The organism is Brevundimonas sp. NPDC055311 (assembly GCF_053645695.1).
In genome coordinates, this window is the sequence record NZ_JBSHMV010000003.1 from 253,900 (window position 1) to 267,160 (window position 13,261).

10 protein-coding genes are annotated in these 13,261 nt (G+C 67.3%); 8 read left to right on the top strand and 2 right to left on the bottom strand.

All coding sequences use genetic code 11. The annotated features are described in order from the left end of the window. Positions 1-185: 185 nt before the first annotated feature. The 7 genes from ACWIDZ_RS12375 (at position 186) to ACWIDZ_RS12405 (ending at position 10,179) form a co-directional block, all read left to right on the top strand. Complete coding sequence (locus ACWIDZ_RS12375) at positions 186-1,409, top strand: hypothetical protein (protein ID WP_453989338.1); 1,224 nt, start codon at positions 186-188, stop codon at positions 1,407-1,409. Between the two features lie 100 nt (positions 1,410-1,509). Further along, a complete protein-coding gene (locus ACWIDZ_RS12380) occupies positions 1,510-4,563 on the top strand; it encodes a TonB-dependent receptor (RefSeq protein ID WP_453989339.1) in 3,054 nt (1,017 codons plus the stop codon). Between the two features lie 84 nt (positions 4,564-4,647). Continuing rightward, a complete protein-coding gene (locus tag ACWIDZ_RS12385; protein ID WP_453989340.1) occupies positions 4,648-6,282 on the top strand; it encodes an alkaline phosphatase D family protein in 1,635 nt (544 codons plus the stop codon). Positions 6,283-6,351: 69 nt separating this feature from the next. Then, entirely contained in the window at positions 6,352-7,380 is a 1,029-nt protein-coding gene (locus tag ACWIDZ_RS12390) for an Ldh family oxidoreductase (protein ID WP_453989341.1), read from the top strand. Between the two features lie 102 nt (positions 7,381-7,482). Then, positions 7,483-8,412, top strand: a complete 930-nt coding sequence (locus ACWIDZ_RS12395) for a dihydrodipicolinate synthase family protein (protein ID WP_453989342.1) — start codon at positions 7,483-7,485, stop codon at positions 8,410-8,412. A gap of 12 nt (positions 8,413-8,424) precedes the next feature. Further along, positions 8,425-9,423, top strand: a complete 999-nt coding sequence (locus ACWIDZ_RS12400; protein WP_346487563.1) for a 4-hydroxyproline epimerase — start codon at positions 8,425-8,427, stop codon at positions 9,421-9,423. A gap of 87 nt (positions 9,424-9,510) precedes the next feature. Beyond that, positions 9,511-10,179, top strand: coding sequence for a GntR family transcriptional regulator (locus ACWIDZ_RS12405; RefSeq protein WP_312218784.1), 669 nt, complete (start codon positions 9,511-9,513; stop codon positions 10,177-10,179). A gap of 9 nt (positions 10,180-10,188) precedes the next feature. On the opposite strand, the gene ACWIDZ_RS12410 is transcribed toward ACWIDZ_RS12405, so the two are convergent. Together ACWIDZ_RS12410 and ACWIDZ_RS12415 are read right to left on the bottom strand one after the other, a co-directional pair. Further along, positions 10,189-11,067, bottom strand: a complete 879-nt coding sequence (locus ACWIDZ_RS12410) for a TSUP family transporter (protein WP_453989343.1) — start codon at positions 11,065-11,067, stop codon at positions 10,189-10,191. A gap of 100 nt (positions 11,068-11,167) precedes the next feature. Continuing rightward, positions 11,168-11,977 carry an AraC family transcriptional regulator gene (locus tag ACWIDZ_RS12415; RefSeq protein WP_453989344.1) on the bottom strand — a complete coding sequence of 270 codons (810 nt, stop codon included), beginning with the start codon at positions 11,975-11,977 and terminating at the stop codon, positions 11,168-11,170. Between the two features lie 114 nt (positions 11,978-12,091). Between ACWIDZ_RS12415 and ACWIDZ_RS12420 the strand changes: the two genes are divergently transcribed. Next, on the top strand, positions 12,092-13,261 hold the full coding sequence (locus ACWIDZ_RS12420; RefSeq protein WP_453989345.1) for an MFS transporter: 1,170 nt from the start codon (positions 12,092-12,094) through the stop codon (positions 13,259-13,261).

Below are 13,261 nucleotides of genomic sequence, written 5' to 3' on the forward strand. Positions count from 1 at the left end.
AGGACCTTCACTCGCGCGTCGTGTGGATACGCGCCGGTCGCCGCCGCCGTCGTTGAATGTTCCGCATGGAGAGGGATGGGCGCCGGATCGTCGCCTAAGCTTGGCATGGCTGTAGTCGAAGCGTGAGCCGAACATCATGAATTCGCCCTAGAGCCCCTCTCCGTCGGAGGCGGGGATTCAAAGGCATGAAGTTCAGTGTTTCGCCGCGCGCCATAGCGCCTGTGACCATTGCAGCGTTGGCCTTGGCCACGGCCATGCTGGTCGCTATCGCGCCGGGTTGGGCGCAGGCCGCCGATACGTCCCCGACCGACCGCCGCGCCGTGGAGCGCCTGCCGTTGAACCAGAACGGCGGGACCTGGGATGCCGGCCATGTGCAGGGGGTCGCCGTCGATGTCGAAGGCGGCTTCATCTATTATTCCTTCACCAACCTGCTGGCCAAGTATGACCTGGAGGGGCGGCTGGTCGGGACGCTGGTCGGCTGGACCGGCCATCTGGGCGATTTGGCGCTCAACCCGGTCGACGGCAGGCTGTACGGCTCGCTGGAGTACAAGACGGACGAGGCCTTCTACATCGCGGTGATCGATGTCGCGGGCCTGAATGAGGTCGGGGTCGAGGCCAGTCGCAGCGATCTGTTCAGGACGGTCCATCTGGCCGAGGTCGGACGCGATTACGCCGCCGACATGGATGGCGACGGGCGGTTTGACGGCGATACGGCGGACACGCGCGATCATCGCTACGGCGCCTCGGGCATCGACGGCGTGGCGTTCGGCCCGCGCTTCGGGCGCAGGGACGGACCGGTGCTGCTGACCGTCGCCTATGGCGTCTATGGCGATGTGACGCGGGCCGACAACGATCATCAGGTCCTGCTGCAATACGACATCGCCGCCTGGGACCGTTACGCCCGGCCGTTGTCAGAGGCCGCGCCGCACCGCGAAGGCCCCGCCGCCCTCGACGGCAAGTATTTCGTCCGCACCGGCAATACGACCTATGGGGTGCAGAACCTCGCCTATGACGCCGACGCGGGCCGCTGGTTCATGGGCGTCTATCAGGGGCGCAAGCCCGCGTTTCCCAACTATCTGCTGTTTGCGGTCGAGGCCGAGGCCCGGCCAGCGCGCGGCGATTTGATCGGCGTGCCCGCCGCGTCGGGCCAGGGCTGGGAGCAGGGGCTGCTGCTGCCTCTGGCGCCGGACGGTCTGGAAGACCCGGCCACCGGCCTGCGTGGCTGGCGTTGGAAAGCGGATGTCGGGTTCCAGCCGCTAGGGCGCGGCCTCTTCTATGTGGCGGCGAACTCCGGCGGCAAGGGCGCCCAGACGGCCGACATCGCCCTGATGCGTTGGACCGGCGACCCGCAGGCGCCGTTCGCCCCTGTCGACGCTGAAGAGCGCCTGCGACGACTCTCCGCCCCCTGAGCCGCGCCTGACGGCTGCGTCCGTTCCATCGGGCCGCTGTCACGGCGGCCTGCATCCTTTCGCTTTTTCCCCTCCTCCCCAATCCTCCGAGTAGATTTCCATGAGAGTTCGTTCACGCCATCTCGCCAGCGCCAGCCCGCGAGCCCTGTTGCTGTATCCGCTGATGGCGGCGGCCTTTGCAGCCGTCGCGCCGCAGGCCGCAGTCGCGCAGACTGCAGGCGAGGCGGCGGCCCAGTCGCAGGCGGCGTCCGGCGCACTGCGCGGGCGAGTGTTCGACACCGCCAGCGGCGAGTTTATCCGCAATGCCGAGGTGCGCATCGAGGGGACCAGTCTGGTCGCCTATTCCGGCGACGGCGGCGTCTTCCGCCTGAGCGGGGTGCCGAGCGGCGAGGTCGTGGTGATCGTGCGTTATGCGGGTCTGCAGGACGCGCGCGTGGTCGCCAGCGTCAGCGCGGGCCAGACGGCGGCGGTCGATGTCGAGCTGCAGGCGCCGTCCTATGGCGTCGCGGCCGATGTGGCCTCGGTCTCGGACATCGTGGTCACCGCCGCGCGCGGCGGTCAGGCCAAGGCGCTGATGGAGCGCCGCGTGGCGATGAACGCCAAGAACGTGGTCCCGGCCGACAACTTCGGCGCCCTGACCATGGGCGACGTCGGCGAGTTCATGAAGTCCATGCCGGGCCTGTCGATCGACTATACGGAAGTCGATGCGACGGCGGTGCGGATCGGCGGCCTGCCGCCCAAATACTCGACCTTCACCATGGACGGGGCCCGCATGGCCACGGCCACCTCGAACAACAATTCGGGCCGTCAGAACTCGTTCGAGCAGATGTCGATCACCGGCATTGAGACGATCGAGCTGAACCACACCCTGCTGGCCAGCATGGACGCCGACTCGCCGGGCGGCAGCATCAACCTGCGCAGCAAATACGCCTTCCAGCTGCCTGAGCGTCAGCTGCGCTTCCAGTTGGGCGGGGTGGCGACCTCGGACTCGGCCCTGTCGCGCCACTACATGCCCGACGACAAGAAGCACGCCAGCCTCTACCCCTCGGCCCAGTTCTCCTACGCCGACGTCTTCATGGACGGCCGTCTGGGCGTGGCCTTCAGCGCCAGCCACAACGCCAACTATGTGCAGCAGGATCGCATCCAGACCGACTGGTCCTATCTGGCCGACGGTCGGGTGCTGCCCTATCAGGTCATGTGGCGTCCGGGTCCGAAGCTGACCAGCCGCACGGCCGCCAACCTGGCGCTGGACTACAAGTTCACCGAAGACCTGATCTTCTCGCTGCGCAGCAACTACTCCTTCTATGACGTGGAGTATTTCAACCAGTACACCTACCTGACCTTCGGCACGACGACGACGTCCTACGCCACGCCGGAGTCGACGGGCACGCACATCGTGGTCAATCCGGATGGCCGGAACACTCGTCTGCACACCGGCTATTCGCACCGCTACGCCGGGACGCCGACCTATCTGATCGCGCCCAAGCTGGAATATAAGGGCGAGACCTGGGAAGCGGCGCTGCGCGCCAGCTATTCCTCGGCGGAGTTCAACTTCCGCGACACCAGCAAGGGCTTCTTCCAGCGCACCGACAACCACCTGACGGGGATCGGTTTCGAGATGGAGCGCGACTCCACGGAGTCCAACGCCTGGTATCTGCGCCAGACGGCGGGCCGTTCGTGGAGCGACCCGATGAACTTCAACCGCGACATCTCCATCGGCAACAACATCCGCACGGCGGAGTCGGACGCCATCAACGACATGTATTCGTTGAACCTGGACGTGAAGAAGCGGCTGAGCCTGGGGGACGTCCACTTCACCCTGATGGGCGGGCTGGGCGCGCGCAGCAATGACTGGCGCACCGATGAGGGCTCGTTCCAGCAGTTCAAATATGTCGGCTCGACCGGCGACCTGACGCAGACGTCGGCTGAGGCGGTCATCCCCTGGACCCAGAAGTACCGCTTCGAGATGATCGGCTTCGATGCGGGGAACATGAACGCACAGGGCTGGCGCGCCGACAGCCACTACGGGATGTACGACATCTATCGCGAGCACCCCGAGTATTTCGTGGCGGACGAGGTCGGCAACCTGAAGCGCCGTCTCGACAACAACAAGCGCGTCAAGGAAGACATCACCTCCGCCTATGTCGAGGCGCAGGCCGACGCCGGTCGCGCCCGCTTCGACCTGGGTCTGCGCTATGAGAAGACCGAGACGGCCTCGCGCGTGGCGATGATCCGCCCGCTCAAGGAGGTCACTGACGCCGGCTATTCGGTGAACACCATCGAAGGCCTGCTCTATCAGTACAACGACGGGACCTATCAGGACCGCAAGGGCGACTACGACGACTGGTTCTGGAGCGGCGGGGTCAAATACGACTTCACCGACAAGCTGGTCGGCCAGCTGTCCTTCAGCCAGGCGATCCTGCGTCCCGACTACGGCAATCTGGGCGGCGTGGTGTCGATCAACGACGACACCATGATCGTGACCGTTCCGAACCCGGAACTGAAGCCGGAGCGTTCGACCAAGTATTACGCCAGCCTGCAGTATTATCTGGCGCCGGCGGGCATCATCGGCCTGTCCGCCTATCAGCTGGACATGAACGACATGCAGGTCACCGGCATGACGGTGAACCCTGAGGATGTCGGCTTCGATCCGGCCGAATATGCGGGCTACACCTTCCGCAGCGCCCAGAACCTGGACGGAACCAGCACCAATCGCGGCGTGGTGCTGGAGTACAACCAGCAGCTGACCTTCCTGCCGGGCGCCTGGCGCGGTCTGGGTCTGCACGGCTCGGTGACCTATCTGGACCCGGATGGCGAGCGTCAGGGCACGCCGAAACTGGCGGCCAACTGGGGTGTCCGCTACAATATCGGCCGCTTCGACTTCCAGCTGAACGGTAACTGGCAGTCGAAATACCGGATCAGCGGTCTGAACAACACGTCGACCACACCGAATAACGGCATCCTGTACCACTCGCCGCGCGAGCTGTGGAACGTCAGCGTCAACTACAAGATCAACGACCGCTTCGATCTGATGCTGGCAGGGCGCAACATCTTCAACGCGCCGGACATCATCTATTCCAACGAGCGTGATCGGGTGCAGCAGTACACGGTCTACGGCTCAATGTGGAACATCGGCATCAAGGGCGTCTTCTGATCCGCCTGAACGCATGAAGACCCGGCGGCCGCGTCGTCCTGCGACGGCGGGGCCGCTCGGACCTTTCTCTTCAAAGGACATCCCATGGCCTTGAGGCTTGATCGACGGCGGCTGGTGATGGGCGGCGGCCTGGGCCTGGCGGCCCTGGCGCTGCCGGGCGGCGCGGCGCTGGCGAAGACCCTGTTGAGCGCGTCGGGCTTCACCCACGGCGTGGCCAGCGGCGAACCGGGGCCGGACTCCTTGCTGTTGTGGAGCCGCTACGTCCCCGCCGGGGAAGCGGGTGAAACGCGGCTCGACGCCGAGATCGCGCTGGACCCCGACTTCCGCCAGGTGGCGGCGCGCGGAGTCGCGCGCACGGGCGCCTATCGCGACTGGACCGTCAAGATCACTCTGGACGGGCTGGAGCCCGGCCAGACCTATTGGTACCGCTTCATCGGCCCGGATGGATCGCGCTCGCAGACGGGCAGGGCGCGGACCCTGCCGGTCGGCCGGGCCGAGCGGTTCCGCATCGGCCTGTTCTCCTGCTCGAACCTGCCCATGGGATGGTTCAACGCCTATGCCCATGCGGCGGCGCGCGACGATGTCGACCTGTGGCTGCACGTCGGCGACTATGTCTATGAATACGGCATCGGCTCCTACGCCGCAGACGATCGCATCGCCGAACGCGTGGTCCTGCCGGCCCATGATCATGAGATGGTGGCGCTGGCCGATTATCGTCTGCGCTTCGCCTGCTACCGCGCTGATCCCGACCTGCAGGCCCTGCATGCGGCGGCGCCGATGGTCTGCGTCTGGGACGATCATGAATCGACCAACGACAGTTGGGAGGGCGGCGCCCAGAACCACCAACCGGCGACCGAAGGCGACTGGAGCACGCGCCGCGCCGCCGCCGTCCAGGCCTATCTGGAATGGATGCCGATTTCCGAAGAGCCGTGGAAATCCTATCCGATCGGCGATCTGGCGACCCTCTACCGCACGGAATCGCGTCTGATCGGCCGCACGCGTCAGGCCGATATCGGCGCCGCCTATCGCGAGGGGACCGAAGCCGCCCTGACCGCCTTCCGCGACGGCGTGTGGCAGGACGTCTCGGCCACCATGCTGGGCTCGACCCAGGAGGCCTGGCTGGCGCGCGAACTGCGCGCCAACGCCCGCACCACGGCCTGGCAGGTGGTGGGCATGGGCACCATCATGGGCCGCACCGTCATGCCTGGGGATGCGCTGGACTTGCTGCGGCCGGATCTGAGCGAGGGGGCCGTTCGGTCCTTCGCCAACGCCGCGCGGGCAGGGCGGATCGGCTTGCCCATGTGGATGGACCGCTGGGACGGCTATCCGGCGGCGCGCTCGCGCTTCCTCAAGGCGGCGCAGGCCGCCGACGCCGATCTGGTCATGCTGTCCGGCGACAGCCACAACGCCTGGGCCTTTTCTCTGTCGGAAGACGGTCGTCCGGCGGGCGTGGAGTTCGCAGGTCAGGCCGTGACCTCCAACGGGATGGAGAAGCAGTTGGGCGTCGCGCCGTCGGTCGCCGCTCGATCCTTCGTCGCCGCCAATCCGGAAATGGCCTGGGCCCAGCCCAGCGGGCGCGGATACATGATGATCGACATCACGCCAGAGCGCGTCGGCGGCGAGTGGATCTTCATGGAGACCGTCAAGGCGCGCACTTCGGCCGTCGCAGGCGCGCATCGGATGACGGTCGAGAAGGGCCGACGACGCTTCACGGCCTGAGCCCGTCGGACTTGATGTTTCCGGCGCGTCCCAGCAGTATCGTATACGATTCAGGCGCGGGAGAGCGATGTGAGCGTGTTCGAGGCCCAGGAGACGGTCGCCCTGTCGATCGAAGAGGTGTTCGCCCTGTCGCGGCGGGTGCTGACGGGGGCCGGTCTGTCGGCCCCGCACGCCGAGGCGGTGGCCCGCGTCATCACGGCCGGCGAGCGGGACGAGTGTGCGTCCCACGGACTCTATCGCCTGCCGGGCTGCGTCATGACGATCCGTTCGGGCAAGCTGTCGCTGGATGCGGAGCCCGTCATCACGGACGCCTCGCCGGCCCTGGTGCGGGCCGATGCGGGCCATGGCTATTCCTTGCTGGCGTTCGAGCGGGCCGCGCCTCTGCTGGCGGAAAAGGCCAGGGCGGTCGGGGTGGCGGCCTTGGTCATTAACAACTGCTTCCATTTTTCGGCCCTGTGGCCCGAAATCGAGCAGTTGACGGGCATGGGCGTGGCGGCCCTGGCCATGACGCCCAGCCATTCCTGGGTGGCGCCCGCCGGAGGAAGGCGCGGCCTTCTGGGCACCAATCCGATCGCCTTCGGCTGGCCGCGTCCGGGGCCGCACCCCTATGTCTTCGACTTCGCCACGAGCGCTATCGCACGCGGGGATATGGCGCTGCACGACATCGCCGGGAAGCCGATCCCCGAGGGCTGGGGCGTTGACGCCGAAGGACGTTCGACCACGAACGCCCGCGAGGCCCTGGACGGCGCCATGCTGACCTTCGGCGGACACAAGGGCTCGGCCCTGTCGACCATGATCGAGCTGATGGCCGGGCCGCTGATCGGGGATCTGACCAGCCGGGAGTCCATGGCTTTCGACGACGGCGCCAAGGCGGCGCCGATGCACGGCGAACTGATCCTGGCGTTTGATCCCGCCGTCATGGGCGGCGGAGACGCCGAGGCGAACGCCGCCCGCGCCGAGGCCCTGTTCGCCGCCTTCGCCGATCAGGGCGCGCGCCTGCCGTCGCAGCGCCGCTATGAGGCCCGCGCCCGCAGCCTGGCGCGCGGCGTGCGCACGCCCAAGGTGCTCTACGACCAGATCCTGGCTCTCGGGTTCTGATCCCGGTCGGAAGCGATCGACCGCGCCGCAGAGGCTGTAGGTCGCTTGACTTAATCTGCAATCAGATATCGTATACGATCGTTGTTTGAGGAGGAGTTGTTCATGGCTGGGGCGAAGTTGGACTGGACCGGGGTGATCCCGGCGGCGACCACGCAATTTGACGAAGGACTGGGGGTCGATCTGGACGCCACCCAGACGGTGCTGGACGGTCTGATCAAGGACGGCGTCGACGGCATCATCGTCATGGGCACGGTCGGCGAGAACAACTCGCTGGAGCCGGAAGAGAAGCGCGCCGTCCTGAAGGCGGCGGTCGAGGTCGCCGCAGGACGCGTGCCGATCATCACCGGGGTCAGCGAACTGACCACGGCGCGGGCCGAACGTTACGCCAGGGACGCCGAGGATATCGGCGTGGACGCCCTGATGGTGCTGCCGGCCATGGTCTATGTGCCGACCCAGGCGGAGTTGGAGGCGCACTTCCGCGCCGTGGCGGCGGCCAGCGGCCTGCCCAACATGCTCTACAACAACCCGCTGATGTATCGGCAGACGCTGAACAACGACGACCTGCGTCGTCTGTCGGACGTGCCCAACATCGTGGCCCTGAAGGAAAGCGCTCCGGACTCGCGGCGCATCACCGACATCGTCAACGAGTTGGGCGACCGCTATGCGCTGATGGTCGGTCTGGACGATGTGGCGCTGGAGGGTCTGATTCTGGGCGCCAAGGGCTGGGTCTCGGGTCTGACCAACGCCTTCCCCGAAGAGTCGGTGGCCCTGGTCAAGGCGGTTAAGGACGGCGACATCGCCCGCGCGCTGGAGATCTATCGCTGGTTCATGCCGCTGTTGCACCTGGATTCGGTGTCGGACCTGGTGCAGTCGATCAAGCTGTCCGAGACCATCATGGGTCGGGGGACCGAGCGGGTCCGCATGCCGCGCATGCCGCTGGCGGGCGCGCGCCGGGCCGAGGTCATCGCCATGGTCGAGAAGGCGGCGGAGACTCGCCCCATCGGTTCGGGCAAGGCTGTGAAGATCGTCTGATCCGGAGTCCCGATGCGCGACGTCTTCTTCTGCATTGACGGTCATACCGCCGGCAACCCGGTCCGCCTGGTCGCCGGCGGCGCGCCCCTGCTGTCAGGGGCCAGCATGGCCGAGCGGCGGCTCGACTTCCTTAGCCGCTATGACTGGATCCGCACCTCGCTGTGCTTCGAGCCGCGCGGCCACGACATGATGAGCGGCGGCTTCCTGTATCCGCCGACCCTGCCGGACGCGGACGCGGGCATATTGTTCATCGAGACCAGCGGCTGCCTGCCCATGTGCGGCCACGGGACCATCGGCATGATCACCTTCGGTCTGGAGCACGGTCTGATCCGGCCGCGCACGCCGGGGCGGCTGAAGGTCGAGGTTCCGGCGGGCCTGCTCGACATCGCCTATGAGACCGAGGGCGATCGCGTGACCTCGGTGCGCATCCGCAACGTCCCGGCCTATCTGGCGGCGGAGGGGATCGAGATCGAGGTCCCGGGCCTGGGTCCGCTGACGGTCGATGTCTCCTACGGCGGCAACTACTACGCCATTGTCGAGCCGCAGGGCGCCTACGCCGGGCTGGATGATCTGGGCGCCAGCCGCATCATCGAACTGAGCGGTCTGGTGCGTGAGCGGGTGCGGGCGGCCTTCCATCCGGTGCATCCGGACGAGCCCTCGATCAACGGCGTCAGCCATGTCCTGTGGGCCGACAGGCCCAAGAGGGAGGGCGCCGACGGCCGCAACGCCGTCTTCTATGGCGACAAGGCCATCGACCGCAGTCCGTGCGGCACCGGCACCTCGGCGCGACTGGCGCATCTGCACGCCACGGGGCGGCTGAAGGTCGGCGACGCCTTCGTCCATGAAAGCTATATCGGCAGCCGTTTCATCGGCCGCGTCGAGGCCGAAACGACGGTGGGCGACCACAAGGCGATCGTGCCTTCGATCGAGGGCTCGGCCGTCGCCACGGGTTTCAACACCATCTGGGTGGATCGTCGCGATCCCTTCTGGGCGGGCTTCCAGGTCGTCTGAGGGAGTTCCGCATCGTAATTACGGCCGTCGCGCGGTATGGCTGGGCCGGGCGACCAGCCCAGCCTTTTCGACTCGATGAACTCCCGCATGGCCGCATCCCCGCTTGAAGTCCGCACCCTGTCCGATCGCCTGATGGAGGTGGTGCGCGACATGATCGTGTCCGGGGCGATCGCGCCCGACGTGCCCATTCGCCAGGATGGTCTGGCGGCCGATCTGAACGTCTCCAAGATTCCCCTGCGCGAAGCGCTGGTGCGGCTGGAGCAGGACGGTCTGGTGGTGTCGCACCCCAACCGCGGCTTCTTCGTGCGCGGCATGAGCGCCGCCGAGGCTGAGGAAATCTATGAGCTGCGCCTGAAGCTGGAGCCCGAAGCGGCGGCTGAGGCCTGCCTCAGCGCCGACGAGACCCGGCAGGAGACCGCCCGGCGGGTGCTGGCCGAACTCAACGCGGCGGCGGCGGCCGGTCTGCCGACGGTCGGAGCGCTGAATCGCGCCTTCCACATGGCCCTGGTGCAGCCGGGCCGACGCGCCCTGACCACGGAAATCACCGCCCGCCTTCACGTCATGGCCGACCGCTATGTCCGCAAGCACCTGGAGCACAAGGGCCGTCACCTGACGGCCGAGGCGGAACATCATGAGATCCTGCAGGCGTGGCTGAACCGGGACGCCGCAGCGGTCCGCCGCCTGGTGGCCGAGCACCTGCAACATACTCTGTCCGACCTTCGCCAGGAGTTCGGACAGGAAGATCGGCAAGACTGATCGAAGGCCTCACCCCTGTTCGGCGGCGGCAGCCTCCGGGCGAGCCTTCAGGGCGGTCGTCAACAGGCTGACAGCCGCATAGAGGACCACGGCCACCACGCCCCAGCGCAGCACGGTCAGCGGCAGGGAGGTGATGACGAAGGCGGCCAGCAGCACCGCCGGTATGCCCCCGATCGCCATGCCCAGCACCAGACGCAGGTCGATGCGCTCGCTCCTGATGAATCGCAGGCTCGACACCGGCATCAGGAAGGCGCAGGCGCCCATCATGATGGGGAAGGCCGCCGTGGGGTTCATCCCCATCAGGCTGAGCATGATCAGGGACGGCGCATAAAGGCCGATCCCGAAGCTCATCAGCGCGCCCATGATCAGGTGGGCGACGACGGCGACGACGAACAGGCCGCCGCCCAGCGATACGGCCTCGCCGCCCGCCGGCATCAGGTTCAGATTGGTCATGGCGTACAGGGCGGCGGCGATCAGCAAGGCCGCGCCCACCACCATCTGCACCGCCCGCACCGGCAGACGCAGCACGATCGGCGCGCCGATGACCGCGCCGAGGATGGAGGCGCCGATACAGGCGATCAGCAGCACCGGGTCGACCTGGATCAGCTTCATGAAGACCAGCCCCTGCATCACTGTCGGCAGACAGTGGCCGGCGTTCAGCACGGCGGGCAGGAAGCTGTCGGGGACCAGTTTGCGGAACCGCAGCCAGGCCGTCGTCGGCGCGAAGGACCCGATGCCCAGGGCGTCGAAGAAGTTGGCGACAGCGCTGATGGCCACGCCCTCGGCCCTGGGTCTCAAGGCGCCGCGCGCCTTGGCCGTGCGCACCAGTTGGACGGCGTAGCACGCGGCCAGCAGCGCCAGCGCCGTCAATAGAACGGCTACGATCATGTTTCCCTCCCCCGAGGTTTCGCCGCCCTTGCCGGGCGGTTCGAGCCGAAGGAAAACATGAGCTTAAATCAGATACAATATACGTTGGGTGCTTTGGCGTTCAGGCTTGTTCGAGGGCGCGGGGGGCGGCCCCCGCGATGTACTTGGCGGGGGGCTTGCCCAGGGCGGCCTTGAACATGGTGATGAAGGCGCTGGCGGACTCATAGCCCAGGTCATAGGCGACGCTCTGGACCGAGGCGCCGGACGACAGGCGTTGCAAGGCCAGGACGATCTGCAGCTGCTGGCGCCAGCGGCTGAAATTCATGGCTGTTTCACGCACGACCAGCCGAGTCAGAGTGCGTTCGCTCATGGCGACGCGGCGCGCCCACTCGCCCACGGTGGATCGGTCGCCGGGGTTGTCGATCAAGGCCTCGGCGATGCGGCGCAGGGCGGGGGAGGCCGGGATCGGCAGGTGCAGGGCCGCGATCTCGGTCCGCCGCAGTTCTTCCAGGATGACCTGGGCGATCCGGTCCAGATGGCCGCCGGACGCATAGTCGGGCGTGGGCTGGCGGGCCAGATGGCGGATCATCTCGATCAGCATGGGGCTGAGCGACAGGGTGCAGCAGCGGTCGGGCAGGCCGGGCACGTCCGGCTCGACGAACAGCATGCAGACGCGGCCGTTTGCGGTGACGCGGTTGCTGTGCGGCGTGCCGCCGGGCGCCCAGACGCCGCCGCCGAGGGGCGCCATCCACAGGCCGTCCTGCGTCCGGCACATGACCCCGCCCTGCAGCGCGACGACCAGTTGGGCCTTGCGATGGGTGTGCAGGGGCAATTCGACGTCATGCGCCGATCCGCCCAGGCTGACGGCGATGGCGGCCTGCGGAAAGGCGTCGGGGTCGAAGCTCTGGAAGCAGGCGTGCAGGGAGGTCATGGCGATGTGACCGATTATCGAAACTTCATGCCTGAATAGCCGAAGTTCGCCGATTGCTCCATCGCTAGTGTGGGCGGGCCTTCCTCCTGAGGCGTCTCTCCCCGGCGGCTTGTCATGACTTCGCGTGCTTCCCTGCATCCATTCTGGATCATCGCCGGCGTTCTGCTGGTGGCCAGCACCCTGCGCGGGACGTTCACGGGGGCGGGGCCGCTGCTCGGCGACATCGGCCAGGCGTTCGGCCTGGGAGCGGGCCAGGCGGGCTTCCTAATCACCCTGCCGCTGCTGGCCTTCTTCGTCGTCTCGCCGTTCGCGGCGCGACTGGCCAGGGCGGCGGGCCTGGAGCGGGCGATCTTCCTGGCGCTGATCGCCATGATCGGGGGCGTAGCGATCCGGTCCGCCGGGCCGTTGTGGGCGCTTTATCTGGGGTCGACGGTGCTCGGCGCCGGCATCGCCATCGGCAACACCCTGCTGCCCAGTCTGTTGAAGCGGGATTTTCCCGATCAGATCACCAAGCTGACCACCCTTTACGCCGTCACCATGGGCGTGGCCTCGGCCGGGGCGTCGGCGGTGATGGTTCCCCTGGCGCAGGCGTTCGACTGGCGGTGGGCGCTGGCGGCGCTGATCGTATTGCCGCTGACGGCGGCTCTGGTCTGGGCGCCGCAGTTGCGACGCCGTTCCACGCCGGGGGCCGAGGCGACGACGGGCCTGAGCGGAATCTCTGTGTGGCGGTCGGGCCTGGCGTGGCAGGTGACGCTCTTCTTCGGGGTGAACTCCTTCGTCTACTACGCGGTGGCGGCTTGGCTGCCGTCGATCCTGACGAGCGCCGGCATGTCGCCGGAGGTCGCAGGCGGCCTGCACGGCGTGATGCAACTGGCCACGGCGGCGCCGGGTCTGGTTCTGGTTCCTCTGCTGCGCCGGATGAAGGATCAGCGGGCGTTGGCGACGGGCTTCGCCCTGCTGGGCCTCGTATCGTTGGCGGGTCTGTACGCCGCGCCGGGACTGGCGATGATCTGGGTCGCCCTGTTCGGATTCGCCATCGGCGGGGCCTTCATCCTGGCCCTGGCTTTCATCGGCCTGCGAAGCCGTTCGGCCGAACAGACCGCGCAACTTTCAGGGATGACCCAATCGGTAGGCTATCTGATGTCCGCCTGCGGCCCGATTGCGATTGGCGCCCTGCACGACGCCGTCGACGCATGGGCGCCGGCCTTGGCGGCGTGTGGCGCCTTGTGCATCCTGTTGGTCGTGCTGGGGCTGGGCGCGGGGCGTGACCGCCAGGTCGCCTAG

Excerpts from the sequence above, each read along its gene's own strand:
- ACWIDZ_RS12375 (WP_453989338.1), top strand. The coding sequence starts at position 186 with ATGAAGTTCAGTGTTTCGCCGCGCGCCATAGCGCCTGTGACCATTGCA.
- ACWIDZ_RS12385 (WP_453989340.1), top strand. The coding sequence starts at position 4,648 with ATGGCCTTGAGGCTTGATCGACGGCGGCTGGTGATGGGCGGCGGCCTG.
- ACWIDZ_RS12410 (WP_453989343.1), bottom strand. The coding sequence starts at position 11,067 with ATGATCGTAGCCGTTCTATTGACGGCGCTGGCGCTGCTGGCCGCGTGC.
- ACWIDZ_RS12395 (WP_453989342.1), top strand. The coding sequence starts at position 7,483 with ATGGCTGGGGCGAAGTTGGACTGGACCGGGGTGATCCCGGCGGCGACC.
- ACWIDZ_RS12405 (WP_312218784.1), top strand. The coding sequence starts at position 9,511 with ATGGCCGCATCCCCGCTTGAAGTCCGCACCCTGTCCGATCGCCTGATG.
- ACWIDZ_RS12380 (WP_453989339.1), top strand. The coding sequence starts at position 1,510 with ATGAGAGTTCGTTCACGCCATCTCGCCAGCGCCAGCCCGCGAGCCCTG.
- ACWIDZ_RS12420 (WP_453989345.1), top strand. The coding sequence starts at position 12,092 with ATGACTTCGCGTGCTTCCCTGCATCCATTCTGGATCATCGCCGGCGTT.
- ACWIDZ_RS12400 (WP_346487563.1), top strand. The coding sequence starts at position 8,425 with ATGCGCGACGTCTTCTTCTGCATTGACGGTCATACCGCCGGCAACCCG.
- ACWIDZ_RS12415 (WP_453989344.1), bottom strand. The coding sequence starts at position 11,977 with ATGACCTCCCTGCACGCCTGCTTCCAGAGCTTCGACCCCGACGCCTTT.